Genomic DNA, 24,708 nt, shown 5'->3' on the forward strand with positions numbered 1-24,708 from the left:
CGGGGATCGTTGCAAACGATATCAGAGAAGCCCGTGCTTCTCAGCCAGCGCCTTTAGCGACGACATCGGGCGCGGTCCGATCTGCTGAATGACGGCAGCGGCCGCAAGGCAGCCGAGCTTGCCACTGTCTTCCAGTGAACGCCCCTGCGTATAACCGAAGAGGAAGCCGGAGGCGAAAAGATCTCCAGCGCCCGTCGTGTCGACCACATCGAAAACCGGATAGGCATCGACCTTCACCCGCTCCGTGCCGCGCACAATCACCGCACCGTCTTCACTCATCGTCACGGCTGCGATCTTGCAGTCCTGAGCGATTTTGGTCAGCGCCAGATCAAAGTCTTCGGTTTCGTAAAGCGAAAGCGCTTCCTGCTTGTTAGCGAAGACGATATCGACAGTGCCCGAGCGCATCAGATCGAGAAACTCGTCGCGGTAGCGACCGACACAAAAACTGTCGGATAGCGTCATGGAAACTTCGCGACCATTCTCGTGGGCGATGCGCGCGCAGTCGCGGATCGCATCCTTGGCGCGCGGCGGGTCCCAGAGATAGCCCTCGAAGTAGGTGACCTTAGACTGCGCAACGATCTCCGGCTCGACGTCTTCCGGTCCAAGCTCAACGCAAGCGCCGAGATAGGTGTTCATCGAGCGCTCGCCATCTTCGGTCACGAAGATCATGGACCGAGCGGTAGGCGGAAAGGTGCCGCGTGGCTTCGTTTCGAAATAGACGCCCTGCGCACGGATATCGTGCTGAAAAATTTCGCCGAGCTGATCTTCGGCCACCTTGCCGAAATAGGCTGCCGGTGCGCCAAAATTGGCAATGCCCGCTGCCGTATTGCCTGCACTTCCGCCCGACGCTTCCAATGCCGGACCCATGAGCGAATAGAGCAGTTCCGCACGCTCCGCATCGATCAGGTTCATCGCACCCTTGGTGATGGCGTTATCGATGAGGAAACTGTCATCGCAACGGGAGATAATGTCGACGATGGCATTGCCAACGGTCAGTACGTCGAATTTTGTCATGAGCCTCTTGTCCGAGCCGCACCGACCCGGTGCGTTATCCGGAACTTGGTCTTAAAGATTTCTGCCGACAAGAAAAGCGAAAAGGCGACTTCGGCCGTATGCCGCTTTCTGCCAGCAAATTTCTTAACGTCATTTGCTTGTCATGAAGCGCTGCTAGTCGTTGCTTGTTCCCGACACGGATGTACTGGCGGGAATGACAGGCTGAAGCGGGGACGATCCCCGCTTTTTCTGTTTTAAGCCGTTGCTAGAAAACGGTTCCCGACGATTTGCCTTTGCTGTACATGAAGACGTTCCGCAGAATGCCGTGAAAGCCCGTCTCCATGTATGCTGTCGCCGTCAATGTCGCCCCGATCTTTCTTCTTATCCTGATCGGTTGGCTTATCGTGAAGGCACGCCTGTTCAAGGCCGACGCAAGCGACGTGTTGAGTGACTTCGTTTTCAAGATTGCCGTACCGACGCTAATCTTCCGCACGCTGGCGGAAGCCGATTTTCACGGCGCCTCACCTTTCAAGCTGTGGATCACCTACTTTACGGGTGTGGCCATCACCTGGGCTGCCGGTCAACTTGTCACGACCTACATCTTCAAGCAGGACTTGCGCGTCAGCGTCATTGCCGGCATATCCTCGGCCTTTGCCAACAACATCTTCATCGGCCTTCCCCTCGTGGGTCGATCGGTTGGCAATGACGGCATCGTCGCGATTTCCATCCTGCTCGTCATCCACCTTCCCGTCATGATGATTGCCGGAACCATCTTGATGGAAAACGCGACGCACAAGGTGGTGGGCGGCGAGAAAAGGAGTGCGCTGACGGTGCTGAAGCAGGTGGGGCGCAATCTTGCGACCAATCCGCTCGTCATCGCGCTCATTCTAGGGCTTAGCTTCAACATGATTGGTGCACCGATGCCGGTCGTCTTCACGACAGTGATCGACCAGATCGCCGCCATGGCAGGACCTGCGGCGCTGATCTCGTTGGGAATGGCGCTGACCAAGTATCCGGTGCGCGGCAATCTGCACATCTCGGCAACGATTACCGCCTTCAAGCTCTTGCTGCTGCCCGCCTGCGTTTGGGCAACGGCACATCTGCTTGGTCTGAGCCCCGACTGGACATCTGCTCTGGTGCTGACATCTTGCGTGCCGACCGGGATCAATTCCTGGCTGCTCGCCAACCGCTTCGGCATCGGGCACAGCATCGCCGCGTCGACGATCAGCATATCGACGCTGTTCGGTGTGTTGACCGTGTCGCTGTGGGCGTGGTTGCTGAGTTGAGGCCGCGGTCGAACAGCGGCCTCTTCCACGAATAATTACTTCTGCGCGCTCAGAATCTTGAAGCGGGCGTTACGGCAGACTTCTTCGCTTTTGCGGAATTCGCTTGCCAGCACCGGCTCATAGGGAAGACCGCGATTGGCGACCATCAGCAACTTGCCGCCGCCGCGCAATGCGGTTGCTGCTGCCTTGATCATCGCTTGGCCCAGCGCCGGTTCGGCGGCCTGACCGCCCGCATGGAAGGGGGGGTTCATGATGATCAGGTCGTATTTTTCCTTCGGCAGCTCGGCGGCCAGATCCTGCCAGAAGAAACGTGCCGTCAGTCGCGGGCAGTTTTCCAGAAGATTGGTCTTGGCAAATTCAAGCGCGTTGTAGTCGGCCTCGAAAAGATCGATGCGCGCCGTGCGTGGCGACTTCTCGGCCAGCATGACCGAGAGATAACCCCAGCCAGCGCCGAAGTCTGCAGCATTGCCATCGAAATCAGTCGGCATGCGCGACACGAGCAGTTCCGAACCGTCGTCGACACGGTCATGGGAGAACATGCCAGGCATGGCGGTAAAGCGGTTTTCGATGGTGACCAGCTTCTGCTCCAGCTTGGCCACTGCTGCCGAAACGTCGTCGGGGCGTGTGAACCAGATGGCGACGCCGTGGTATTTCGGGGTGGATTCAGCTTCGATACCAAGCTTGGCGAGCGTCTTGCGCAGGGTGACGATGCCGTCCTCCTTGGCGCCAGCAGCTACGATCAATCCGCCTGCCTTCACACGCTTCAGGGCTTCCGCCATGCGGTTTTCGTTTTCGCCGCGGTGCTTGCCGCACAGGATCATGGCGGCGTCGTAGTCTTCGCCGGAGATCTCCGGCGTGACCTCGGAACCATGCGCCTGCAGCGCACGATACAGCGGCCGCAGGTTCTGAACCGCGACGATCTGAGCCTCGAAACCCTCCAGGCGAGGTGCACCTGCCTCCGCGCCCAGGAACAGCACGCGTTCACCGGCTTTCGGCGCTGGCAGCATATCGGCAGCGAAGGGATGGAAAAGGGTTTTGACTGCGTCACGGCTCATCGGGAGCATCCTCAAGAACATGTGCCGGAAAAGCGCCAGGCGTCTTTGCGTCGGGACAATGTGTTCAACAACAATGGAGCAGTTTCACGTTCTAAACGAAGCAACGCTGCTCTGAAAATAGAAAAAAGGCGCGGGAGATATCCCGCGCCCCGATAGGAATAAGCGACTGCGCCTTACTCGGCAGCAGCGTCGCCTTCAGCCTTCTTCTCAGCAACGATTTCCTTGCCGGTTGCCTGGTCAACGATCTTCATCGACAGGCGGACCTTGCCGCGCTCGTCAAAGCCCATCAGCTTGACCCAGACCTTGTCGCCTTCCTTGACGACGTCGGAAGTCTTGGCAACGCGCTCGGAAGCAAGCTGCGAGATGTGAACGAGGCCGTCACGGGCGCCGAAGAAGTTGACGAATGCGCCGAAGTCGGCGGTCTTGACGACCGTACCTTCGTAGATCTGTCCGACTTCAGGTTCAGCCACGATGGAGTGGATCCACTTGCGGGCTGCTTCGATTTCCTTGCCGGAAGAGGACGCGATCTTAACGGTACCGTCATCTTCGATGTTGATCTTCGCGCCGGTCTTTTCGACGATTTCGCGAATGACCTTGCCGCCGGAACCGATGACTTCACGGATCTTGTCGACCGGGATGTTCATGACTTCGATGCGCGGAGCGAATTCGCCGAGTTGGCCACGGCTTTCGGTGATGGCGTTGGCCATCTCGTTGAGGATGTGCTTGCGGCCACCCTGAGCCTGATCAAGCGCGACCTTCATGATCTCTTCGGTGATACCGGCGATCTTGATGTCCATCTGCAGCGAGGTGATGCCGTCAGCGGTACCGGCCACCTTGAAGTCCATGTCGCCAAGATGATCTTCATCACCCAGGATGTCCGACAGAACGGCAAAGCGCTCGCCTTCGAGAATCAGGCCCATGGCGATACCGGCAACCGGCTTTGCCAGCGGAACGCCAGCATCCATCAGAGCAAGCGAGGTACCGCAAACGGTTGCCATGGAGGACGAACCGTTGGACTCGGTGATTTCCGATACGACGCGCAGCGTGTAGGGGAACTGCTCAGCAGACGGAAGCATCGGACGGATTGCGCGCCAAGCGAGCTTGCCGTGACCGATTTCGCGACGGCCTGGGGAACCCATGCGGCCTGTTTCACCGACCGAGTAGGGCGGGAAGTTGTAATGCAGCAGGAAGCGTTCCTTGTACATGCCGGTCAGGCTGTCGACATATTGCTCATCTTCGCCGGTGCCGAGCGTGGCAACGACGATTGCCTGCGTTTCACCGCGGGTGAAGAGCGCAGAACCGTGGGTACGCGGCAGAAGGCCGACTTCCGATACGATCGGGCGAACCGTGGAAAGATCGCGACCGTCGATACGGCTCTTGGTGTCGAGGATGTTCCAACGAACGATCTTGGCCTGCAGGTGCTTGAAGACCGCGCCGACTTCTTCTGCGGAATACTTGGCGTCCCCTTCTTCCGGCAGGAAGTGCGCCTTAACCTTCGCCTTGACGGCGTCGACGGCGGCGTAACGAGCAGCCTTTTCGGTGATCTTGTAAGCGTCGCGCAGTTCGGCTTCGGCAAGGCCGAGCATTTCGGTTTCGAGAGCCGAGAAATCTTCCGGTTCGAATTCGCGCGGTTCCTTGGCAGCCACTTCAGCGAGCTTGATGATCGCGTCGATGACCGGCTGGAAGCCACGATGGCCGAACATGACGGCGCCAAGCATGACGTCTTCGTTCAGTTCCTTGGCTTCGGACTCAACCATCAGGACGGCGTCCTGGGTACCGGCGACGACGAGGTCGAGAACCGACTCGTCCATCTCGTCGAGATGCGGGTTCAGAACATATTCGCCATTGATGTAACCGACGCGCGCGCCGCCGACCGGGCCCATGAAGGGAACGCCGGAAAGCGTCAGCGCAGCAGAGGTTGCGATCATGGACAGGATGTCCGGATTGTTCTCCAGATCGTGCTGGATAACCGTGACGACAACCTGGGTGTCGTTCTTGTAGCCTTCAGGGAAGAGCGGGCGGATCGGACGGTCGATCAGGCGGGAAACGAGGGTTTCGTTCTCGCTCGGGCGGCCTTCGCGCTTGAAGTAGCCACCGGGGATCTTGCCGGCTGCGTAAGTCTTTTCCTGGTAGTTGACCGTCAGCGGGAAGAAGTCCTGGCCCGGCTTCGGGGACTTTGCGGAAACGACGGTCGCAAGAACCATGGTTTCGCCGTAGGTTGCGATGACGGCGCCGTCAGCCTGACGAGCAACCTTGCCCGTTTCCAGCTTCAGCGGGCGGCCTGCCCATTCGATTTCCACGGAATGTTGATTGAACATATCTTGTCCTTCTTGTCGCCGCGGCTCCACCATTGAAGCAGCGGCTGCGACACATCACGGGCAAGACAGCGGGAGGCTTTATCAAGAGTGCCACGAAAGGTGACACAAGCATCCGGCAATCCTGCCCCATGACAGGTCTTCGGTTGGTTGAGACGGTTCCGGCCCATCCGGTCCGTCTTCATGATCCAGCACCTGCCGGATCAAAAAACCGGCGGGCGCCTTCGAAGGAACCCGCCGGTCAAGGTGTTAGCGGCGAATGCCCAAGGTACCGATCAGCTTCGAGTAACGGCCTTCGTCCTTCTTCTTCAGATAGTCGAGAAGCGAACGGCGGCTGGAAACCAGCGTCAGAAGACCACGACGAGAGTGGTTGTCCTTCTTGTGGCCCTTGAAGTGTTCGGTCAGGTTGTTGATCCGCTCGGTCAGGATTGCGACCTGAACTTCAGGCGAACCGGTGTCGCCTTCCTTCGTTGCATATTCCTTGATGAGGGCGGCTTTGCGCTCTGCAGTAATCGACATCGTAAGATCCTTTCTATTTTAAGGAAAATCGGTCGCCAAAGGCCGGGATGTCGTCCAGCGATGGCCATTCAACAGCAAAGGCAATGCCTAGCTGGCGCTGCCTATAAACCAATTGGCGGATAAAGGAAAGAGCTGTTGGCTAATCCCGCTTCACCGTGGCACGGCGCTAACGCTTGGCACTGCGCCAAAAGGCGCTTTCGTGTCCAAACGAATATGTCGGCAACGATGGGGCCGCCGGCATAGATGTGTACCGTTGGGACGGAAATAAAGCCGTTCAGCCGAAAACGCGCTTGGGTCGAAATTCACCCTGACCGATCTCGCCGATCGCAACCAGTTTGCCACGCGCCGTCGCATAGGCGTCCGATTCCTGCGTCGGCGCATCGCGTCCGCGCAGCAGGATCGGATTGCCCATCTTCAGGCGGTGTGCCTGGTCATCATTGATGATGAGATGCGGTAGCGAGGAGAGCGCTTCGGAGGTGTCGATAAGATAGGCATCAAGCGCCGCAAGGCGCTCGTCGCGGTCTTCGATGGTTTCCAGTTCGGTAAGCTTCTCCAGTGGCACCATCGCATCTTCCGCGAACGGAGCGACCATGGCACGGCGAAGCTCAGAGATGAAACCATAGCAGCCGAGATCGCTGCCCATGTCGCGCGCCAGCGCACGAACATAGGTGCCCTTGCCGCATTCCACTTCGAAATGTGCGGTATTCTCATCCGGGCAGGCCAGCAGCGTCAGGCGATGAACCTCGACTTCACGTGCCGGAATTTCCACGACTTCCCCTTCACGGGCGAGGTCATAGGCACGCTCACCGGCGATCTTGATGGCGGAGAACTGTGGCGGTGTCTGGAGGATCGTGCCGGTATATTTCGGCAGCAGATCGCGGATGGCCTGCTCGCTCGGACGATTGTCCGAAGCGTTGAGAACCTCGCCTTCCATATCGTCGGTGGTGCGTTCTTCACCCCAGCTGACGGTGAACTCATAGATCTTGCGGCCGTCCATCACGTATGGGACGGTCTTGGTGGCGTCGCCGAGCGCAATCGGCAGCATACCGGATGCGAGCGGGTCAAGCGTGCCGGCGTGACCTGCCTTCTGCGCGTTGAACAGCCATTTGATCTTGGAGACGGCCTCGGTGGAGCCGAAATCGAACGGCTTGTCGAGGATGAGCCAGCCGGAAACCGGGCGGCCCTTGGGTTTGCGTGGTTTGGACATGCTTCAGTTCTGTTCGTCGTCTTTTTCGTTGGAAGATCCAAGATCGCGCTGCACTTCGGGGGAGCGCAGGAGGGCGTCGATCTTCTGATAATTGTCGAAACTGGTATCGTCGCGGAAGCGGACTTCCGGAACATATTTCATCTGGCGCAGCTGCGGTCCGAGCCTTCCGCGGATAAACTTCGCGTGGCGGTTCAACGCTTCAATGCTTTCGGTGTGATCGGCAACGCCAAGCGGCGTTACATAAGCGGTCGCAATCTTGAGATCGGGAGACATGCGCACTTCCGAGATGGAAATGACCGTCTTCTCGAGAAGATCGTCACGCACTTCACCACGCTGGAGAATTTGCGTCAAAGCCGCGCGAACCTGCTCGCCGACGCGCAGCATGCGTTGTGAAGGGGCTGATGAAGTTGCTTTTGCCATTGTTATTCTTGCCTCAGCAAATTGGAAAACGAAAGTCAGAGTCGCCTTTCAGCTGCTGACCCTCTGGTTCCAGCACTCTCGGCTGAAGGTCGCTTGGCGTCCCTCTTGTCGGAGTATCTTAAAATTCAGCGAGCGCCGGTTAGCCAGCGCTCGCTCTTAAAGTTTTACAATCAAGCAGAGCGCTTAGAGCGTTCTGGTAATATGCTCGACGCGGAAGCACTCGATCGTGTCGCCAGCGCGAATGTCTTCGTAGTTCTCGAAGGCCATACCGCATTCCTGACCGACCGGCACTTCGCTAACTTCGTCCTTGAAGCGCTTGAGCGTCTTGAGCTTGCCTTCGTGGATGACGACGTTGTCGCGAACCAGACGAACGCCTGCACCACGCTCCACCTTGCCTTCGATAACACGGCAACCGGCAACCTTGCCGACCTTGGTGATGTTGAAGACTTCGAGGATCTCGGCATTGCCGAGGAAGGTCTCGCGACGTTCCGGCGACAGGAGACCGGACATGGCTGCCTTCACGTCATCCACCAGATCGTAGATGATGTTGTAGTAGCGGATCTCGATGCCTGCACGCTCAGACGCCGTACGGGCCTGGGCATTGGCGCGGACGTTGAAGCCGATGATCGCGGCGTTGGATGCTTCTGCCAGAGAAATATCCGATTCCGTGATGGCACCAGCGCCCGAATGGACGATGCGTGCGCGGACTTCGTCGGTGCCGAGCTTTTCGAGCGATGCGATGATCGCTTCGACGGAACCCTGCACGTCTGCCTTGATGACCAGCGGGAATTCCTTCATGCCGGACGTCTGTAGCTGGCTCATCATCTGCTCGAGAGAACCGCGCTGGCCAGTCTGGCGGGCAACGGCCTTGTCACGGGCAAGACGCTGACGATATTCGGAGATCTCACGAGCGCGGCTTTCGCTTTCGACGACCGCAAAACGGTCACCGGCAGACGGCGTGCCGGACAGGCCGAGAATTTCGACCGGCATGGCAGGACCCGCTTCCTTGACGTGATCACCCTTGTCGTTGACGAGAGCACGCACACGGCCCCACTGATCACCGGCAACGATGATCTGACCAGGCTTGAGCGTACCCTTCTGCACGAGAACCGTCGCTACCGCACCACGACCGCGATCGAGTTCGGCTTCGATGACCGTGCCTTCTGCCGTACGGCTTGGGTCTGCCTTGAGGTCGAGAATTTCGGCCTGCAGCAGAATGGCTTCGAGCAGCTTGTCGAGGCCCTGCTTCTTCTTGGCCGAGACTTCGACATCAAGCACTTCACCGCCCATGGATTCCACGAAGACCTCGTGCTGGAGCAGCTGCTGGCGAACCTTTTCAGGGTTGGCCTCATGCTTGTCGATCTTGTTGATCGCCACGATGATCGGCACGTTAGCGGCCTTGGCGTGGTTGATCGATTCGATCGTCTGCGGCATCACGCTGTCGTCAGCCGCAACCACCAGGATGGCGATGTCGGTTGCCTGCGCACCACGGGCACGCATGGCCGTGAAGGCGGCGTGGCCGGGGGTGTCGATGAAGGTGATCTTCTGACCGTTCTGCTCGACCTGATAGGCGCCGATATGCTGGGTGATGCCACCGGCTTCGCCCGCAACCACGTTTGCCTGACGGATGGCGTCGAGCAGCGAGGTCTTGCCGTGGTCAACGTGACCCATGATGGTGACGACCGGAGGACGCGAAACCATGTCGCCCGCAACGTCGGCGACGTTGAAGATACCTTCTTCAATGTCGGATTCCGACACGCGCTTGACGGTGTGGCCGAATTCGCCGGCGATCAGTTCGGCCAGATCGGCGTCGATGACGTCGCCCGGCTTCATCATCTGGCCTTCCTTCATCAGGTACTTGATGACGTCCACCGCACGTTCGGACATGCGCTGCGACAGTTCCTGAATGGTGATGGTTTCCGGCAGGATGACTTCGCGGGAAATCTTCTCGCGGGTTTCCTGCATCTGGCTGCGGCGGAACTTCTCCTGACGACGGCGCATGGAGGCCAGCGAACGGCCGCGCTGCGCACCTTCTTCGTCGAGGTTCGAAGTGACGGTCAGCTTGCCGCGGCGGCGCTCTTCTTCCGTCTTCAAACGAGCGGCAGGCTTTGCAGGTGCCGGTGCCGGGGCCTTGCCGCGCATCGGCATGCCGGTGCGGCGCGCACCACGATCGTCCTCGTCATCCTTGTCGGTGCGGCGAACGCCCGGGACGCCACGGCCGGGCATTTCCGGCGCAGGTGCAGGCGCCGCTGCTGCGGGCGACGGACGCGTGGACTGCGGACGAACATCACGGCGCACTGGCTGTGCGGTGGTTGTCGTCGGACGTGCTGCAGGCTGTTCGGCTCTTGCAGGTGCTTCATTTTCAGCGGCCTTTGCAGCAGCCGCTTCTTCGGCGGCGCGACGGGCTGCTTCTTCCTTCTCGGCAACGAGGCGGGCTGCTTCCTCGACCTTGCGGCGCTCTTCGTCTTCGGCGCGCTGCTTGGCTTCGACAACGTCGCGCGCCTGGGCTTCCATCAGCGCGCGACGGCGGGCTTCCATTTCGCCGGCCGAGAGATCGTGCAACACGTTACCGCGCGGGCGATCCGGCTGGCGTGGCTGAGCCGATGGCTGCGGACGCTGCTGGTTGTTGGACTGGTGAACCCGAGGTGCGGGCTGAGCCTGCTGCGGGCGCGGCTGGGCAGGCGCGGCCGGTGCTGCTGCGCGCGGCTGCTGGGCAGCTGGTGCTGCTGCGGCTGCGCCGCCTTGCTTCTCGTCTTCAGGACGCATGGGGCGACGCTTGCGTGTCTCCACGACAACTGCGTTGGTGCGACCACGACCCATGTCCTGACGCACGGTACCCTGGTTCAACCCGCCCGGCTTGAGGGTGAGAGTCTTCTTAGGTTGTGCGTTGAGTGTCTTGTCGTCGTTGTTATCGGTCATTCCGTTCCCGTTCCTACAGACGAGAGCCGGATGACACCATCAGGCCCTGTCTTTCAATAGCTGCATCCGAACGCGGCGGCCGGTGTTGTCCGATAACCGCGTCATTGTCGTTCTGTCCGGGCAGCGCCAATGTCCGCTGGAGCTTTTTCGCCATGGCGATATCGCTCGAGCATCCTTGCGCGCTTCACTACACCCTCACCCGCCTGTCCCGCAAGCGCGCAGGCATGGATAAAAGCATTCTGGCCCAATAGTTCGTCCATTTCGGCTCCGGTGAAGAGCTTGAAGGACGGTATTTCATCGGCACCCGTACCGAGTGCCCAGGCCTTGCGGGCCTGATCCAGTTTGCGGACGCCATCGGCGGCGGCATCGCTGGCGTGAAAGACCGCCAGCGCCTGCCCTGACCGGACGGCCGCATCGACCTTCATCGCGCCGCTGATGAACTGGCCTGCCTTGCGCGCCATGTTCATCATACCCGTCACTTGCTGCGTCATCAGCCGATCCAGCATCTCAAGAAGATCCGGTCCAGCCTTAACGTCCGTTTTCAAGGCGCGCGCAAAGAGCTTCTTTGCGATCGCCTTTTCAACCAAAGCTCGGTCTGCTGTTACCCAGCAACCGCGCCCCGGCAATTGGCGTTTCAGGTCCGGAACGATGTTACCGTCCGGGCCTGCGACGAAGCGGATCAGCTCATCGGGCGATCCGCTCTGCCGTGTTACAATGCACATACGTCCATTGACGTTGCCTTCCGCCAAATCCTCATCGGGTTCGGCATCCGGTTCATGCGCCTGCGATATCATTCCTCAACGGCGGTATCCGCCTCCTCGGCAGCCTGCTGTTCAGCAGCCAGTTCTTCCTCGGTGATCCAGCCAGCGAGCAAGCGGGCCTGCAGAACCATGTTCTCGGCTTCGATGCGCGACACGTCGAGCTTGGAGAAGATACCGTCGAACTTCTTGGTCTCGCCGTCCTTGCGCTCGGTCCAGCCAACGAGATCGTCCGCTGCACAGCCGGCAAAGTCTTCCACCGTCTTGATGCCATCTTCGCCGAGAGCCACCATCATCTGCGATGTCAGGCCGTCGATCTGACGCAGTTCGTCGGCAACGCCGAGTTCCTTGCGCTTGGCATCCATTTCCGCTTCGACGCGGTCGAGATATTCCTTGGCGCGCGTCTGGATTTCGACGGCGGTGTCTTCGTCGAAGCCGTCGATCGATGAGATTTCGTCCAGTTCGACATAGGCCAGTTCTTCGACCTGGGCGAAGCCTTCCGATGCCAGAACCTGGCCGACCATCTCGTCGACGTCGAGCGCTTCCATGAACAGGTTGGTGCGCTCGTTGAATTCCTTCTGACGACGCTCGGACTCTTCCTGCTCCGTCATGATGTCGATATCCCAGCCGGTCAGCTGCGAGGCGAGGCGAACGTTCTGACCGCGACGACCGATTGCAAGCGACAGCTGCTCGTCGGGAACGACCACTTCGATACGCTCGGACTCCTCGTCCAGAACGACCTTCGCCACTTCTGCAGGCTGCAGCGCGTTGACGATGAAGCTCGCAGGCTCCTGGCTCCACGGAATGATGTCGATCTTTTCGCCCTGAAGCTCCCCAACCACGGCCTGAACACGCGAACCGCGCATACCGACGCAGGCGCCGACCGGATCGATCGAGCTATCGTTGGAAATAACTGCGATCTTGGCGCGCGAACCGGGATCACGGGCAACCGACTTAATCTGGATGATGCCGTCGTAGATTTCCGGCACTTCCATGGTGAAGAGCTTGACCATGAACTGCGGATGGGTACGCGACAGGAAAATCTGCGGGCCACGCTGTTCGCGACGAACGTCGTAAACATAGGCGCGGACGCGATCACCATAACGCAGGTTTTCGCGTGGGATCATCTCGTCACGACGGATGATGCCTTCGCCACGGCCGAGATCGACGATAACGTTGCCATATTCGACGCGCTTGACCGTACCGTTGATGATTTCGCCGATGCGATCCTTGAACTCGTCGAACTGGCGATCACGCTCAGCTTCACGAACCTTCTGAACGATGACCTGCTTGGCGGACTGAGCTGCGATACGGCCGAAATCCATTGGCGGCAACGGATCGGCAATGAAGTCGCCAAGCTTGGCATCCGGGTTGCGGTCACGCGCCAGTTCCAGCGGGATCTGGGTCGAATAGTCCTCGGCCTTTTCGACCACTTCCAGAAGACGCTGAAGACGGATTTCACCGGTCTTGGAATTGATGTCGGCGCGAATATTGGTCTCGGAACCGTAACGCGAACGGGCGGCCTTCTGGATGGCATCGGCCATTGCGGCAAGCACGATCTCGCGGTCGATGACCTTTTCGCGCGCCACAGCATCGGCGATCTGCAGAAGCTCAAGCCGGTTAGCACTCACTGCCATTTTTCTGTCTCCGTAAGTCGCATTGTTTGCGTTGGAAGAGCCCCGCGGGGTCTCTCAAAAAATCAATCTTCGTCTGCTTCTTCGTTCTGATTGGCTGCAGCGGCCTTGGCCAGCTTGTCTGCTTTCAGCGCGTCACGAATAAGGTCGTCGGTCAAAACCAGCTTGGCATCCGACAGCGTGTTGAACGGGATCGTCACCACCGGTTCTTCGCCATAACCGATCTGATCGCGCTCAAGCTTGAAGCTATCCGCCTCGACTTCCGCGATCTTGCCGCGGAAGCGCTTGCGATTATCCACCAGGATCGAGGTCTCGACCTTGACGAGATGTCCCTGCCAGCGAACGAAATCGGACTTGCGAACCATCGGACGGTCGATGCCGGGCGAAGACACTTCCAGATGATACGCCTTTTCAACCGGATCTTCCACATCGAGAACAGGCGAGATGGCCATCGAGACGGCTTCACAGTCCTGAACCGTCATGGTGCCGTCTTCACGTTCGGCCATGATCTGCAGCGTCGAGCCATTTTGGCTGGAAAGCCGCACCCTGACAAGCACGAAACCCATTCCGGTCAGAATCGGCTCGATGATTTCGGCGATCCGTTGATCGATGCCTGTTTCGGTAATCAGTCTGGGTTCGGCTGCTGCCATTATGCTCTTCCGGTCTTCCTCAAGCGGAACATCTGCTCCGGTTTGACAATCCGCCTAACGAAAAAGAGCGGGGCCTTGGGGACCCCACTCTTCATCAGACGATCAAGAATTTGAACGGGGATATAAACCCTTCGGGCCGGAATTGCAAGGTTTGCGGCGCAAATCCAAATATTCGATTTTTTCTGCCACAATTTTACCTTTGCGGCGTTCGAATGGATGGTGTCCTCGCCATCGACCTTTATAGTGCCTGCTGCCAGAACAGCAGTTGAAATCAATTGGATCGCTCGTGCCCGACCGTCAATCGCCACTCGCGCCACTCCGGCACCCGACCTACAAGCGCATCTGGTTCGCCAGCATTGCGTCCAACTTCGGCGGGCTCATTCAGGCCGTGGGTGCCGCATGGATGATGACGGCCCTTTCGACGTCTGAAAACATGATCGCGCTGGTGCAGGCATCCACCTCGCTGCCGATCATGCTGTTCTCGCTGATCTCCGGCGCGCTGGCCGACAGCTTCGACCGGCGCCGGATCATGCTGTCTGCGCAGTTCCTGATGCTGATCGCCTCGGTGATGCTGACCGTCTTTGCCTGGGCCAATCTTCTGACGCCATGGCTGCTCCTGTTCTTCACCTTCATGATCGGTTGCGGAACCGCGCTGAACAACCCGTCCTGGCAGGCATCGGTCGGCGAGATGGTTCCGCGTGAAGACTTGCCCGCAGCGGTGACGCTCAACAGTGTCGGTTTCAACATCACCCGCAGCGTCGGACCTGCCATCGGCGGTGTGATCGTTGCAGCAGCGGGTGCTGCGGCAGCCTTTCTCGTCAATGCGCTCAGCTACTTCACGCTGATCTACGCGCTGTTCAAATGGCAGCCGCCGAAGAACGCCTCCACTCTGCCACGCGAGCAACTCCCCGCCGCGATCTCGGCCGGTATGCGCTATGTGGCAATGTCACCCAATATCGGCAAGGTGTTGGTCCGCGGCTTCCTCTTCGGCCTTTCCGCCAGCGCCATCCTTGCGCTCATGCCGCTCGTGGCACGCGATCTGGTCGAAGGCGGACCGCTGACCTACGGTATCATGCTCGGTGCCTTCGGCGTCGGCGCCATTGGTGGCGCACTCATGAGCGCGAGACTGCGCGAAATGCTGAGCAGCGAGTGGATCGTGCGTGTTGCCTTTCTCGGCTTCGCCTTGAGCGCCGGCGTGACGGCGATCAGCACCAATGCCATCATCACCAGTCTGTTTCTGACGATCTCGGGTGCAAGCTGGGTTCTGGCGCTCTCGCTCTTCAACACGATCGTGCAGCTTTCCACCCCGCGATGGGTGGTGGGGCGCGCGCTGTCGCTGTACCAGACGCTGACTTTCGGCGGCATCGCGGTCGGCAGTTGGCTGTGGGGGTCTCTGGCGGAAGATCATGGGCTGACCTTCTCGCTTCTCTGTTCCTGCGTGCTGATGCTGCTCGGCGTCGTCGTCGGCTTCAAGCTTACCATGCCCGCTTTTGCCTCGCTGAACCTCGATCCGCTCAACCGCTTCGTCGAGCCGCCGTTGCGGCTTGATGTTAAGCCTCGCAGCGGCCCGATCGCGATCATGGTGGATTACGAGATCGACGATGCCGATCTGCCGGAGTTCATGGCGATCATGGCGGAGCGCCGGCGCATCCGCATTCGCGATGGTGCGCGCAACTGGAGCCTGATGCGGGATCTGGAAAACCCGGATGTCTGGACGGAAATCTATCACGTGCCAACCTGGGTCGAATATGTCCGCCACAACCATCGGCGCACGCAGGCCGATGCCGAAAGCTGGGATCGCATTCTGACGCTGCACAAGGGCAAGACCCGCCCGCGTGTCCACCGAATGATCGAGCGACAGGCCATTCCGCCGCAGGACGATATTTTTCACAAGGCCCATATCGATCCGCATTGAGCGGATCGACTGTCTCAGAGGCGTCATGCGTAGGCTTATTTCAGTTTTGATTTCAGAGACGCGTCAGGAAAGCAGGTGGGCTTCAAGCCGTTCTTGGTCTGCCAATCCCCGAGCGAGCGGCGGGTCTTGAAGCCAGCCAGCCCATCCGCCTTGCCGACATCATAGCCCTTCGCGACCAGTGCCTTCTGCATGGCAAGGACATCCGAGCGCAGCATGGAGCCGACGTTGCCCCATTCCGCCTTGAATGGGCCTCCCCCGTACGCAATGCGATCGGCGAGATTGCCGATGAAAAGCGCGTAGAGATCGGAGTTGTTGTATTCCTTGATGACGTAGAAATTCGGCGTCACGACGAATTCCGGGCCGTGGCGACCGGCAGGCACGAGCATCATGCCATCGGCGCTCAAGTCATTGGCGGGGAAGTCTTTTCCAGAGACGCGGGTGATCCCCATCTTCGCCCATCGCGAGACTGGCTTTGCCAGATCCGGGCCTTCCTGCGCGCAGGAAACATTGTCTGGTATGGACACCTCGAAGCCCCAATCACGGTCTCTCTGCCAGCCGCGCTTGGATAGATAGTTGGCGATGGAGGCGAGCGCGTCCGGTACCGAATTCCAGATATCGCGATGACCGTCACCATCGAAATCGACGGCGTATTTCAGGTAACTCGATGGCATGAATTGCGGCTGACCGAGCGCGCCGGCCCACGAGCCCATCATGCGCGAGGGCGGCACGTCGCCGCTTTCGGCGATCTTCAGCGCGTCGATCAATTCGGCGCGGAACATATCCTTGCGGGTGGAAGCATATGCCTTTGTTGCCAAGACGTCGATGACGGAATTGGGCAGCTTCGCGCGACCGAAGCCAGACTCACGGCCCCAGATGGCCACGACAATATTGCCTGGCACGCCATAGGTGGCTTCGATCCGCTTCAGTGTCGCCGCATGGGTGGCCGCAAGCGCGCGACCGGTCGCTGCCAGACCTTGCAAACGCTTTTCAGAGAAGTACGCTCCGGGAGAGGAGAACTCAGCCTGGCTTTGGGCCTGCTCCTTGGGCGGTTTTTGACCCGGCACCAGGACATCCGGTAGCTTCCAGTTGATCGACAGACCAGTAAGCGCTGCCTCGAGCGTCTTTTGTGACACGCCGGCTTTGCGCGCCTCCGGCCAGATTTCCCGCTTCAGCCAGGCATTGAACTCCGCGTCATATTTCGCGGCAGCAGCCCCTGTCGGAACAGCCTGCGCAGAGGCAGTGCCGGATGAGAGAAGAGAGATAGCGGCGGCAAGGGCAAGGCCGATGGTTTGAGCGCGCATTCGGTCTCCTTAATCGTATGCTGTTTAAATTGCGGTACGGGCGCGAAGCGCTGCGGTCAGCGTGCCTTCGTCGAGATAGTCGAGTTCCCCACCCACCGGCACGCCGTGGGCAAGGCGGGTGATCTTAACGCCAAGGTCGGTCAGCCGGTCGGTGATGTAATGGGCTGTCGCCTGACCTTCTACGGTGGCGTTGACGGCAATGATCAGCTCGCGAATGCCCCCGACACTCACCCTGTCGATCAGTCCCTTGATGTTCAAATCCTCAGGGCCAACGCCATCCAGCGGCGAAAGCGTGCCACCGAGCACATGATAGGCCGTGTTCATCGCCCCAGCGCGCTCCAGCGCCCAGAGATCGGATACGTCTTCGACCACGATGATAACCGCCTGGTCGCGCTGGACATCGGAACAGACCGTACAGGGATCGATCGTATCGACATTGCCGCAGCAGGAGCAGATCTTGACCTTGTCATAGGCTTCGCCCATGGCATGTCCAAGCGGACCGAGCAGCTGCTCCTTCTTCTTGATGAGATGCAGCGCCGCACGGCGTGCAGAGCGAGGCCCAAGTCCCGGCACCTTTGCCAGAAGCTGGATCAGTTTTTCAATCTCGGGACCGGTGACTCGTTTTGCCATGGAGCGTTTCTACTGCATTAATCGTTGAACGGGAATCGGGAAGGGCAAAAGGCATCTCATGAAAATTCAGGCTATTTGTCGCGCGGATGCGCAAACGCTCCCCGGCAAGACATCCAAGACCGGCATCTTCAAGCACGCGCTAAGTGGGCCTGTGATGGTCGATGCGCAAGGCATCGTCAGTGATGCCGTCTGTAACCGCAAGCATCACGGTGGGCCAGACCAGGCGATCTATGCCATGGGTTCAGGCGATCTCGACTTCTGGGCAAATGATCTCGGCCACGCCGTCGAGCCCGGATTCTTCGGCGAGAATCTGGTGATCGAAGGCATCGACAGCGCCACGCTCTGCGTCGGCGACCAGCTTGCGCTCCAGCAAGTGACGCTGGAAGTGACCGCCGCGCGCATACCCTGCGCAACGCTCACAGCCCGCGTTGGCGATCCGCAATTTGCCCGGCGCTTTCGCGATGCTGGCCATCCCGGATTTTACTGCCGGGTGCTCCAATCAGGCATGATGGAAGCCGGAGAGAGCGTGACCTTCACACCCTATGACGGAACGAAACTGCCGATCCCGGTTATCCTTCAGCGTTTTCGCCCCAATCGCTTAACGCAAGAAGAGCGCGTCGCTTTTCTCGACACGCCCCTTGCCAGCCGCTTTCGTGCGATGATCGCTTAAGTCTTCTTGGTCTACGCCGCCGAAGACTCCCGCATCGTTAGAATGGGAATTTCATGCCTGGCGGGATCGGCAGACCAGCCGTAATACCGGCCATCTTCTCCTGCGCCTGGGCCTCACCCTTTTCCTTTGCATCCTTATGGGCTGCAACAATCAGGTCTTCGAGGATTTCGACGTCGTCTTCCTTGAAGAGCGATGGGTCGATCTTCAGGCCGCGCATTTCGCCCTTGCCATTGAGGGTCACGGTCACGAGGCCGCCGCCGGACGTGCCATGGACTTCCAGTGCGGCAATTTCTTCCTGCACCTTCTCCATCTTGGCCTGCATTTCCTTGACCTTGCCCATCATGCCCATAATGTCACGCATGGCTGAAACTCCTGTCTTTTGTTGTTGGGGCGGATGATCCGAACACGGCTACGGTCTTGAACTCCGCCGTTTTCTCAAAACTCGATATCATCACCGGGAAGAATGTCGCCTTCGCTGGATTCTGCAACGGAAGGCGGGCTAACGTCTTCGACCTCCTCCTGAACGGGCACACGAATGCGCACGTCGGTAATCTTGGCGCCGGGAAACTGCGACAGAATCGCGGCGACATCCGGGTCCTGCCGTGCATCGACCAGACGTGCGTCGCGGGCGTTGCCTTCGGCTTCCACGAGTGTCGGCTCGCCCTCTTCCTTGCTGAGGCTGACGATCCAGTGGATACCGGTCCACTCTTTCAGCTTGACGCCGAGTTCGCCCGGAAGCGAGCCCGGCGCGCCTTCGCCAAGGCGCATGTCGAGACGGCCAGGCTCGATCTTCACCAGCCGAACGAAGTTGCGGACCTTGGCGCGGATGACGGGATCACGATTTTTCTGTGCCAGATCGGCAATGTCCTGCACCGATTTGACCGGCACTTTCGGTTCAGGCCGCTCTTCGGTGCGCGGTGCGGCAACCTGCATCTCCTGTGGGCGGCTGTCCGGCACGGCGCGCAGCATGGCCGTCGGCTGAGGTGCCGATTGCATCTGCGGCGATGTCTGTGCAGAGGCAACGGCCTGCGTCGAGCCATAGGCACGTGCGCCACCGTTTCCGCCCCCACCAGCAGCGCCACCATTCGGAAGTGCGCCGCCATTGTTTGAAAACTCTTCAAGACGGCGGGCCGCATCTTCCGGCGCCGGCAGATTGGCGGCGTGCGACAGACGGATCAGCACCATTTCGGCAGCACCGGCAGGGCGCGAAGCATTCTCGGTCTCGGGGATGCCCTTCAGCAGCATCTGCCAGATGCGCGAGAGGGTCGAGACGGCAACACTGTCTGCGAACTCTGCGCCGCGAAGCCGCTCGACTTCCGAGAGCGATGGGTCTTCCGCTGCGTCCGGCACGTATTTCATGCGGGTGACGAGATGGGTAAAATCGGCCAGATCGTTCAGCACGACCACCGGATTGGCACCCGCCTCATATTGCGCGTTGAATTCGGAGAGGGCCGCCGCGACATCGCCCTTGATGATGTGCTGGAAGAGATCGACGATGCGGGCGCGGTCGGCCAGACCGAGCATGCCACGCACGGCATCGGCTTCCACACGTCCGCTGCCATGGGCAATCGCCTGATCGAGCAGCGACAGACCGTCACGTGCCGAGCCCTCCGCTGCACGCGCAATCATCGAAAGTGCCTGGGGTTCGGCTTCGAAGCCTTCCTTGGACGCGATAGCGGTGAACAGCCCAACGAGATCGGCGGCACTGATACGGCGCAGATCGAAACGCTGGCAACGCGACAGAACAGTGATCGGAACCTTGCGGATTTCGGTGGTGGCGAAGATGAACTTCACATGCTCCGGCGGCTCTTCGAGCGTCTTCAACAGGCCGTTGAAAGCCTGCGTCGAAAGCATGTGCACTTCGTCGATGATATAGACTTTGTAGCGCGCAGACACCGGACGATAGCGCACCTGCTCGATGATCTCGCGAATATCGTCGATGCCCGTATGGGAGGCGGCGTCCATCTCGATCACGTCGACGTGGCGACCTTCCATGATCGCCTGGCAATGTTCGCCGGGGATGCGCAGATCGATGGTGGGCTTGTCAATTTCGGGCGTTTTGTAATTCAGCGCACGCGCCAGAATGCGGGCCGTTGTGGTCTTGCCCACACCGCGAACACCAGTCAGCATATAGGCCTGGGCAATGCGGCCAGTTTCGAACGCGTTCGTCAGCGTGCGAACCATCGGCTCCTGCCCGACCATCAGATCGGAGAAATCCTTGGGACGGTATTTTCGCGCCAAAACCCGGTAACCGGTACCCTGCTCTTTCGTCTGGGGCATGTTGGTTCCGGTGTCGCTCATCGCCTCGCCAGTTTTCGAAGTGGGGCCCGCTTCAGGCTCAACTGGCCCGGCGAAGCAGAGCGTGTCTTAAAAAGAAAGGTGGGAGGCTGGCACGGCGACCCGTGCCTGGCTCGTTAGGGCTGCTTCCTTCCGGACCTGACCCGGTTGGCGAGTGGCTCGTCCACCACCAACCTCCCGGCGCCACATATCGGCAATAATAGAAGCAAAAGCAAGTCAGGCCTTGAAAAAACTGCTATCTCTGTGAAAACAGGTCACTATTAAGCGCGAACCGCGGCGCAAGACCGCAGATTAATTTTGGGAGGATGCCTTGGGCCCATTCCACCTGGACGACCGACTGGCGCGCGATAGCGTCCTGGTTACAACACTTGGCCTTTGCCAACTGCGTCTGCAGAACGATTGTCGTTGGCCCTGGGTGGTTCTGGTTCCGCAACGCAACGATGTCAGCGAATTGTTTGAGCTCACCCCACTCGACCAGGCGGTGCTGACGTTCGAGACCAACCTCGTCGCTTCGGCGCTGAAGGATCTGACGGGAGCTGTAAAAATCAATGTCGGTGCGCTTGGCAACATCGTTCGCCAACTGCATGTGCATATCATTGCTCGCAACGAAGGCGATCCGTGCTGGCCTGGGCCGATTTGGGGACAAGGCACTCCTGTTCCTTATGCAGAACACGAAAAACAAAACTTCATAAAAAAGTTGGCTGGCGCACTCTGATGACTTCACATCGCATTTTCGAGAACACCTCGCCGCACCCCGAACCCTCCGCCCTGACCGCCTTTGCGCAGAACGGTCTTGACCGTTTGGCCGAAAATCGCAACGAGACCTGCGTTGCCGATGCCTTGAAGGTTGAAGGCACGCATCTTCTGGCCTTTGCTGGAAACAAGCTCATCCTCAAGCATGACGACCAGGTTCTCGACCCTCTGTTTGCGGCGTACGAACTGGCGGAACTCGATCCTGATTTCGATCAGGCCATTCTGCTGGGCTACAAGGAAAACGGCGAGCCACGCGTCGCCGTGCCGGTCAAGATTGCCGAAGACGCGCTTGCCAGCCACTACAAGGCGGCCGATGCGCGCACGCTTTACCGCGACCAGTTGATCGGCGAGGAATTGCTGGGCGAAGTGGCGCAAGCTGTTAGCCTGGTGAACTGGAATGCGGACAACAAATTCTGTGGTCGCTGCGGTGGCCAGATGGAGCTCCGGATTGGCGGCTACAAGCGCATCTGCTCGGGCTGCGGCCATACGATCTTTCCGCGCACCGATCCCGTCGTCATCATGCTGACCATCGATCTGGAGCGGGATCTGTGCCTGCTCGGTCGCGGCGCGCATTTTCCCCCGGGGATGTATTCCTGCCTCGCGGGCTTCGTCGAGCCGGGTGAGACGATCGAAAACGCCGTACGCCGGGAAACGCGGGAAGAGGCGGCCATCCAGGTAGGGCGCGTTCGCTACCATGCGTCACAGCCTTGGCCGATGCCGCATACGCTGATGATCGGCTGCTTTGCCGAAGCGCTGTCTTTCGATATCAGCCGTGACGATGCTGAACTCGAAGATTGTCGCTGGTTTACCCGCGCGGAAGTAGGCGAGCTTTTGCAGATGACAGGGGCGAATGGCCAGTTGCCGCCGCCGAAAGGCGCCATCGCCCATCGGCTGATGCGCGACTGGATCGAGTGGGACGGGGCTGCATAGCTCTCTCCGCCGACCATAACACGATTACAGTCTGTTCTAGACTTGCCGCTGGCCTGCATTTGCAGGTGGCGAACAGCAATTCTTGGATCGACTATTAGACGGTGTTGAAATTGCCACGCATCGCGTGGCCCTTATAGACGCCGAGAATGCGGACCTTCTCGGAGAAGAACCTCAGCTCTTCCAGCGCATGGCGCACGGGTTCGTCTTCCGGATGGCCTTCGATATCCGCATAAAACTGTGTGGCAACGAACTTGCCGCCGATCTGATAGCTTTCCAGCTTCGTCATGTTGATGCCGTTGGTGGCAAAGCCACCCATAGCTTTGTAGAGCGCTGCCGGAATATTGCGCACATTGAAGACGAAGGTGGTGACGATCACGTCCTGTGGCGTGGTGCGCTTCACCCACTGCTCATCGCGCGACAACACGACGAATCGGGTGACGTTGTTCTCGGAGTCCTCGACATTCTCAGCGAGGATATCCAGTCCGTAAAGCGACGAGGCCAAGCGGGGCGCAAGGGCTGCCATGCTGCGATCGCCCTTTTCCGACACCAGTTTGGCAGCCCCGGCGGTATCGCCTGCAACCACCGCCTTCCAGCCATTGGACCTTATGATCTTGCGGCACTGGCCTAGCGCGTGAATGTGGCTATGGACTGTCTTGATCTCATCCTTTTCAACACCTGGCAGAACCATCAGCTGGAAGCGGATCGGCATGAAATACTCGCCGATGATATGCAGGCGCGATTCCGGCAACAGGTGATGGATGTCCGCCACGCGACCGGCCAACGTATTCTCGATCGGGATCATGGCGCGATCGGCTTCGCCGTTTTCCAACGCATTGAACGCATCCTCGAAGGTCGGGCACGGCAGTGGCTCCATATCGGGAAAGACGTCCCGGCAGGCCATGTCGGAATTGGCGCCATATTCGCCCTGGAAGGCAATGCGATTGCTGCTGGTCATGGTGCGATCTTCAATTCTGTCTGTTGGCAAGGATCTTGCGAGCCGTCTCAAGCTGCGGCTGCGTATCGACTCCGAGCGGGACCGAGCGCACGATCTCCGCATCGATCCGCATGCCGGCCTCAAGCGCACGCAACTGTTCGAGGCTTTCACGAAGCTCCAGTACCGACGGCTTTAGCGACACGAATTTCTCCAGTGCTGCACGTCGGTAGGTGTAAAGCCCGATATGGTGGTAGAGCGGACCGTTGCCGTAAGGTGCCGTCGCCCTTGTAAAGTAGAGAGCACGCAGGCGGGTCTCGGACAGCGGGCTGCCGACGATCTTGACGATGCTCGGATTGGTCTTTTCGTCCTCGTCGGTGATCGGCACGGTCAAGGTGGCGATATCGACCTGTGGATTGTCCATCGGCAAAAGCGAGGCGCGAATCGTTTCCGGCTCGATGGTCGGAAGATCGCCCTGCACGTTGATGACGAACTCCGCCCTGCCCTCCGGATCGGCCTTCTGCAGGGCTTCATAGATGCGGTCCGAGCCGGATTGGTGATCGTGGCGGGTCATGATGACATCGAAACCGGCCGATCTGACAGCATCGAAAACGGCTGTGTCGTCGACGGCGACAACAATGCGTTTGGCGCCTGCTTCGCGGGCGCGAAGGGCAACCTGAACGATCATCGGCTTGCCATTGATGTCGGCAAGAGGCTTGCCCGGAAGGCGGGTCGAGGCCATTCGCGCGGGAATAAGCACGATGGCATTTTCGAAATTCCGATTATTCATCCGACACCCTTCAAATTCCGCCGGAAAAGTGGCAATACGTCACGGGGCGGAGAGCATATTCAAGTTGCGCAGGCTGTGCAAAAGCCATAGCTTTCACGCAATTTCAAGATGCCCGTTTCAAGCAAACGGTTGTGAGGGAGCGCAAATCAATGAATTCACGGGTTAACATGGCGGTCGGTGCCCTTCTTGGCACGGTCTTCGTCCTTATGACGGTATCTATAGCGTCGGACGGGATTTTTCATTCCGCTGCCCCGGAAAAGGAAGGCTATACGATCGTTGCGGAGACATCCGGTGGTGAGGCCGCTGGTGGAGCCGCCGAGGCGCCTGCAACGCCGATTGCCAAGCTTCTCGCGACCGCAGACGCTGCCAAGGGCGAAACCGTGTTCAAGAAATGCACGAGCTGTCACACCGGGGACAAGGGTGGCCCCAATAAAGTCGGCCCTAACCTCTACGACGTCGTCAACCGCCCGATCGCAAGCCACGAAGGCTTCAGCTATTCCGCAGGCATGAAGGACTTCTCCAAGGGCGGCTCCGAGAAGTGGGATTACGATCACCTCAGCTACTTTATCGAAGCACCGAAGAAGCATGTTCCAGGCACCGCGATGGGCTTTGCCGGCATCAAGAAAGAGACCGAGCGCGCCGATCTAATCGCCTATCTGCGCACACTGTCCGACAACCCGGCCCCGCTGCCGGATCCGAATGCACCGGCAGCGCCGATGCCGACGAACTAACCA

General features: G+C 59.3%; 22 protein-coding genes and 1 other RNA gene. 6 read left to right on the forward strand and 17 right to left on the reverse strand.

Translation table 11 applies throughout. The features are described from left to right. Positions 1-21 precede the first annotated feature (21 nt). On the reverse strand, positions 22-1,014 hold the full coding sequence (locus WKI41_RS13355) for an adenosine kinase (RefSeq protein ID WP_340193990.1): 993 nt from the start codon (positions 1,012-1,014) through the stop codon (positions 22-24). A 320-nt stretch (positions 1,015-1,334) separates the two neighbouring features. Here WKI41_RS13355 and WKI41_RS13360 point away from each other — a divergent pair, with 320 nt between their 5' ends. After that, the gene (locus WKI41_RS13360) at positions 1,335-2,279 is read left to right on the forward strand and encodes an AEC family transporter (RefSeq protein ID WP_340193991.1); all 945 of its coding nucleotides are present in this window, start codon (positions 1,335-1,337) and stop codon (positions 2,277-2,279) included. Between the two features lie 35 nt (positions 2,280-2,314). Here WKI41_RS13360 and WKI41_RS13365 read toward each other — a convergent pair whose 3' ends face one another. The 9 genes from WKI41_RS13365 to rimP all read right to left on the reverse strand — a co-directional run bounded on the left by WKI41_RS13365 (position 2,315) and on the right by rimP (position 13,756). Next, positions 2,315-3,334 carry a class I SAM-dependent methyltransferase gene (locus WKI41_RS13365; RefSeq protein WP_340193992.1) on the reverse strand — a complete coding sequence of 340 codons (1,020 nt, stop codon included), beginning with the start codon at positions 3,332-3,334 and terminating at the stop codon, positions 2,315-2,317. 173 nt (positions 3,335-3,507) lie between these two features. Continuing rightward, on the reverse strand, positions 3,508-5,652 hold the full coding sequence (pnp, locus tag WKI41_RS13370) for a polyribonucleotide nucleotidyltransferase (protein ID WP_340193993.1): 2,145 nt from the start codon (positions 5,650-5,652) through the stop codon (positions 3,508-3,510). Positions 5,653-5,898: 246 nt separating this feature from the next. Then, complete coding sequence (gene rpsO, locus WKI41_RS13375; RefSeq protein WP_062427177.1) at positions 5,899-6,168, reverse strand: 30S ribosomal protein S15; 270 nt, start codon at positions 6,166-6,168, stop codon at positions 5,899-5,901. 274 nt (positions 6,169-6,442) lie between these two features. Continuing rightward, a complete protein-coding gene (gene truB, locus WKI41_RS13380; protein ID WP_340193994.1) occupies positions 6,443-7,375 on the reverse strand; it encodes a tRNA pseudouridine(55) synthase TruB in 933 nt (310 codons plus the stop codon). A 3-nt stretch (positions 7,376-7,378) separates the two neighbouring features. Further along, entirely contained in the window at positions 7,379-7,795 is a 417-nt protein-coding gene (rbfA, locus tag WKI41_RS13385; RefSeq protein ID WP_112520040.1) for a 30S ribosome-binding factor RbfA, read from the reverse strand. Positions 7,796-7,978: 183 nt separating this feature from the next. Further along, positions 7,979-10,714: a translation initiation factor IF-2 gene (infB, locus tag WKI41_RS13390; RefSeq protein ID WP_340193995.1), complete on the reverse strand. Its 2,736-nt coding sequence runs from the start codon at positions 10,712-10,714 to the stop codon at positions 7,979-7,981. Between the two features lie 101 nt (positions 10,715-10,815). Further along, on the reverse strand, positions 10,816-11,508 hold the full coding sequence (locus WKI41_RS13395; protein WP_340193996.1) for an RNA-binding protein: 693 nt from the start codon (positions 11,506-11,508) through the stop codon (positions 10,816-10,818). Further along, positions 11,505-13,109 carry a transcription termination factor NusA gene (gene nusA / locus WKI41_RS13400; protein WP_340193997.1) on the reverse strand — a complete coding sequence of 535 codons (1,605 nt, stop codon included), beginning with the start codon at positions 13,107-13,109 and terminating at the stop codon, positions 11,505-11,507. Before nusA ends, WKI41_RS13395 begins: the two co-directional genes overlap by 4 nt. A gap of 62 nt (positions 13,110-13,171) precedes the next feature. Beyond that, positions 13,172-13,756, reverse strand: coding sequence for a ribosome maturation factor RimP (gene rimP, locus WKI41_RS13405; protein ID WP_340193998.1), 585 nt, complete (start codon positions 13,754-13,756; stop codon positions 13,172-13,174). Positions 13,757-14,042: 286 nt separating this feature from the next. Here rimP and WKI41_RS13410 point away from each other — a divergent pair, with 286 nt between their 5' ends. Next, positions 14,043-15,671, forward strand: coding sequence for an MFS transporter (locus WKI41_RS13410; protein ID WP_340194131.1), 1,629 nt, complete (start codon positions 14,043-14,045; stop codon positions 15,669-15,671). 35 nt (positions 15,672-15,706) lie between these two features. Here the strand turns inward: WKI41_RS13410 and WKI41_RS13415 are convergent, their stop codons facing one another. Together WKI41_RS13415 and recR are read right to left on the reverse strand one after the other, a co-directional pair. Continuing rightward, positions 15,707-16,972, reverse strand: a complete 1,266-nt coding sequence (locus tag WKI41_RS13415; RefSeq protein WP_340193999.1) for a lytic murein transglycosylase — start codon at positions 16,970-16,972, stop codon at positions 15,707-15,709. A 24-nt stretch (positions 16,973-16,996) separates the two neighbouring features. Then, a complete protein-coding gene (recR, locus tag WKI41_RS13420; RefSeq protein ID WP_340194000.1) occupies positions 16,997-17,602 on the reverse strand; it encodes a recombination mediator RecR in 606 nt (201 codons plus the stop codon). 58 nt (positions 17,603-17,660) lie between these two features. Between recR and WKI41_RS13425 the strand changes: the two genes are divergently transcribed. Further along, positions 17,661-18,272: an MOSC domain-containing protein gene (locus tag WKI41_RS13425; RefSeq protein WP_340194001.1), complete on the forward strand. Its 612-nt coding sequence runs from the start codon at positions 17,661-17,663 to the stop codon at positions 18,270-18,272. Positions 18,273-18,309: 37 nt separating this feature from the next. Here WKI41_RS13425 and WKI41_RS13430 read toward each other — a convergent pair whose 3' ends face one another. The 3 genes from WKI41_RS13430 to ffs form a co-directional block, all read right to left on the reverse strand. Next, the gene (locus WKI41_RS13430; RefSeq protein ID WP_340194002.1) at positions 18,310-18,633 is read right to left on the reverse strand and encodes a YbaB/EbfC family nucleoid-associated protein; all 324 of its coding nucleotides are present in this window, start codon (positions 18,631-18,633) and stop codon (positions 18,310-18,312) included. A gap of 74 nt (positions 18,634-18,707) precedes the next feature. Then, on the reverse strand, positions 18,708-20,573 hold the full coding sequence (locus WKI41_RS13435; protein WP_340194003.1) for a DNA polymerase III subunit gamma/tau: 1,866 nt from the start codon (positions 20,571-20,573) through the stop codon (positions 18,708-18,710). Positions 20,574-20,651: 78 nt separating this feature from the next. After that, an RNA gene (ffs, locus tag WKI41_RS13440) (signal recognition particle sRNA small type) lies at positions 20,652-20,748 on the reverse strand. A 132-nt stretch (positions 20,749-20,880) separates the two neighbouring features. Here ffs and WKI41_RS13445 point away from each other — a divergent pair. Beyond that, positions 20,881-21,285, forward strand: a complete 405-nt coding sequence (locus tag WKI41_RS13445) for an HIT domain-containing protein (RefSeq protein ID WP_340194004.1) — start codon at positions 20,881-20,883, stop codon at positions 21,283-21,285. Beyond that, on the forward strand, positions 21,285-22,253 hold the full coding sequence (nudC, locus tag WKI41_RS13450; protein ID WP_340194005.1) for an NAD(+) diphosphatase: 969 nt from the start codon (positions 21,285-21,287) through the stop codon (positions 22,251-22,253). The genes WKI41_RS13445 and nudC overlap by 1 nt, the downstream gene beginning before the upstream one ends. A 94-nt stretch (positions 22,254-22,347) precedes the next feature. Here nudC and WKI41_RS13455 read toward each other — a convergent pair whose 3' ends face one another. Together WKI41_RS13455 and WKI41_RS13460 are read right to left on the reverse strand one after the other, a co-directional pair. Next, positions 22,348-23,208, reverse strand: coding sequence for a prephenate dehydratase (locus WKI41_RS13455; protein ID WP_340194006.1), 861 nt, complete (start codon positions 23,206-23,208; stop codon positions 22,348-22,350). 10 nt (positions 23,209-23,218) lie between these two features. Further along, positions 23,219-23,974, reverse strand: a complete 756-nt coding sequence (locus tag WKI41_RS13460) for a 3-deoxy-manno-octulosonate cytidylyltransferase (protein ID WP_340194007.1) — start codon at positions 23,972-23,974, stop codon at positions 23,219-23,221. A gap of 149 nt (positions 23,975-24,123) precedes the next feature. Between WKI41_RS13460 and WKI41_RS13465 the strand changes: the two genes are divergently transcribed. After that, on the forward strand, positions 24,124-24,705 hold the full coding sequence (locus tag WKI41_RS13465) for a c-type cytochrome (RefSeq protein WP_340194008.1): 582 nt from the start codon (positions 24,124-24,126) through the stop codon (positions 24,703-24,705). Positions 24,706-24,708: the final 3 nt, after the last annotated feature.

This window comes from Agrobacterium larrymoorei (assembly GCF_037722385.1).
Classification (GTDB): domain Bacteria; phylum Pseudomonadota; class Alphaproteobacteria; order Rhizobiales; family Rhizobiaceae; genus Agrobacterium; species Agrobacterium larrymoorei_C.

Excerpts from the sequence above, each read along its gene's own strand:
- WKI41_RS13355 (WP_340193990.1), bottom strand. The coding sequence starts at position 1,014 with ATGACAAAATTCGACGTACTGACCGTTGGCAATGCCATCGTCGACATT.
- WKI41_RS13360 (WP_340193991.1), top strand. The coding sequence starts at position 1,335 with ATGTATGCTGTCGCCGTCAATGTCGCCCCGATCTTTCTTCTTATCCTG.
- WKI41_RS13365 (WP_340193992.1), bottom strand. The coding sequence starts at position 3,334 with ATGAGCCGTGACGCAGTCAAAACCCTTTTCCATCCCTTCGCTGCCGAT.
- pnp (WP_340193993.1), bottom strand. The coding sequence starts at position 5,652 with ATGTTCAATCAACATTCCGTGGAAATCGAATGGGCAGGCCGCCCGCTG.
- rpsO (WP_062427177.1), bottom strand. The coding sequence starts at position 6,168 with ATGTCGATTACTGCAGAGCGCAAAGCCGCCCTCATCAAGGAATATGCA.
- truB (WP_340193994.1), bottom strand. The coding sequence starts at position 7,375 with ATGTCCAAACCACGCAAACCCAAGGGCCGCCCGGTTTCCGGCTGGCTC.
- rbfA (WP_112520040.1), bottom strand. The coding sequence starts at position 7,795 with ATGGCAAAAGCAACTTCATCAGCCCCTTCACAACGCATGCTGCGCGTC.
- infB (WP_340193995.1), bottom strand. The coding sequence starts at position 10,714 with ATGACCGATAACAACGACGACAAGACACTCAACGCACAACCTAAGAAG.
- WKI41_RS13395 (WP_340193996.1), bottom strand. The coding sequence starts at position 11,508 with ATGATATCGCAGGCGCATGAACCGGATGCCGAACCCGATGAGGATTTG.
- nusA (WP_340193997.1), bottom strand. The coding sequence starts at position 13,109 with ATGGCAGTGAGTGCTAACCGGCTTGAGCTTCTGCAGATCGCCGATGCT.
- rimP (WP_340193998.1), bottom strand. The coding sequence starts at position 13,756 with ATGGCAGCAGCCGAACCCAGACTGATTACCGAAACAGGCATCGATCAA.
- WKI41_RS13415 (WP_340193999.1), bottom strand. The coding sequence starts at position 16,972 with ATGCGCGCTCAAACCATCGGCCTTGCCCTTGCCGCCGCTATCTCTCTT.
- recR (WP_340194000.1), bottom strand. The coding sequence starts at position 17,602 with ATGGCAAAACGAGTCACCGGTCCCGAGATTGAAAAACTGATCCAGCTT.
- WKI41_RS13425 (WP_340194001.1), top strand. The coding sequence starts at position 17,661 with ATGAAAATTCAGGCTATTTGTCGCGCGGATGCGCAAACGCTCCCCGGC.
- WKI41_RS13430 (WP_340194002.1), bottom strand. The coding sequence starts at position 18,633 with ATGCGTGACATTATGGGCATGATGGGCAAGGTCAAGGAAATGCAGGCC.
- WKI41_RS13435 (WP_340194003.1), bottom strand. The coding sequence starts at position 20,573 with ATGAGCGACACCGGAACCAACATGCCCCAGACGAAAGAGCAGGGTACC.
- nudC (WP_340194005.1), top strand. The coding sequence starts at position 21,285 with ATGACTTCACATCGCATTTTCGAGAACACCTCGCCGCACCCCGAACCC.
- WKI41_RS13455 (WP_340194006.1), bottom strand. The coding sequence starts at position 23,208 with ATGACCAGCAGCAATCGCATTGCCTTCCAGGGCGAATATGGCGCCAAT.
- WKI41_RS13460 (WP_340194007.1), bottom strand. The coding sequence starts at position 23,974 with ATGAATAATCGGAATTTCGAAAATGCCATCGTGCTTATTCCCGCGCGA.
- WKI41_RS13465 (WP_340194008.1), top strand. The coding sequence starts at position 24,124 with ATGAATTCACGGGTTAACATGGCGGTCGGTGCCCTTCTTGGCACGGTC.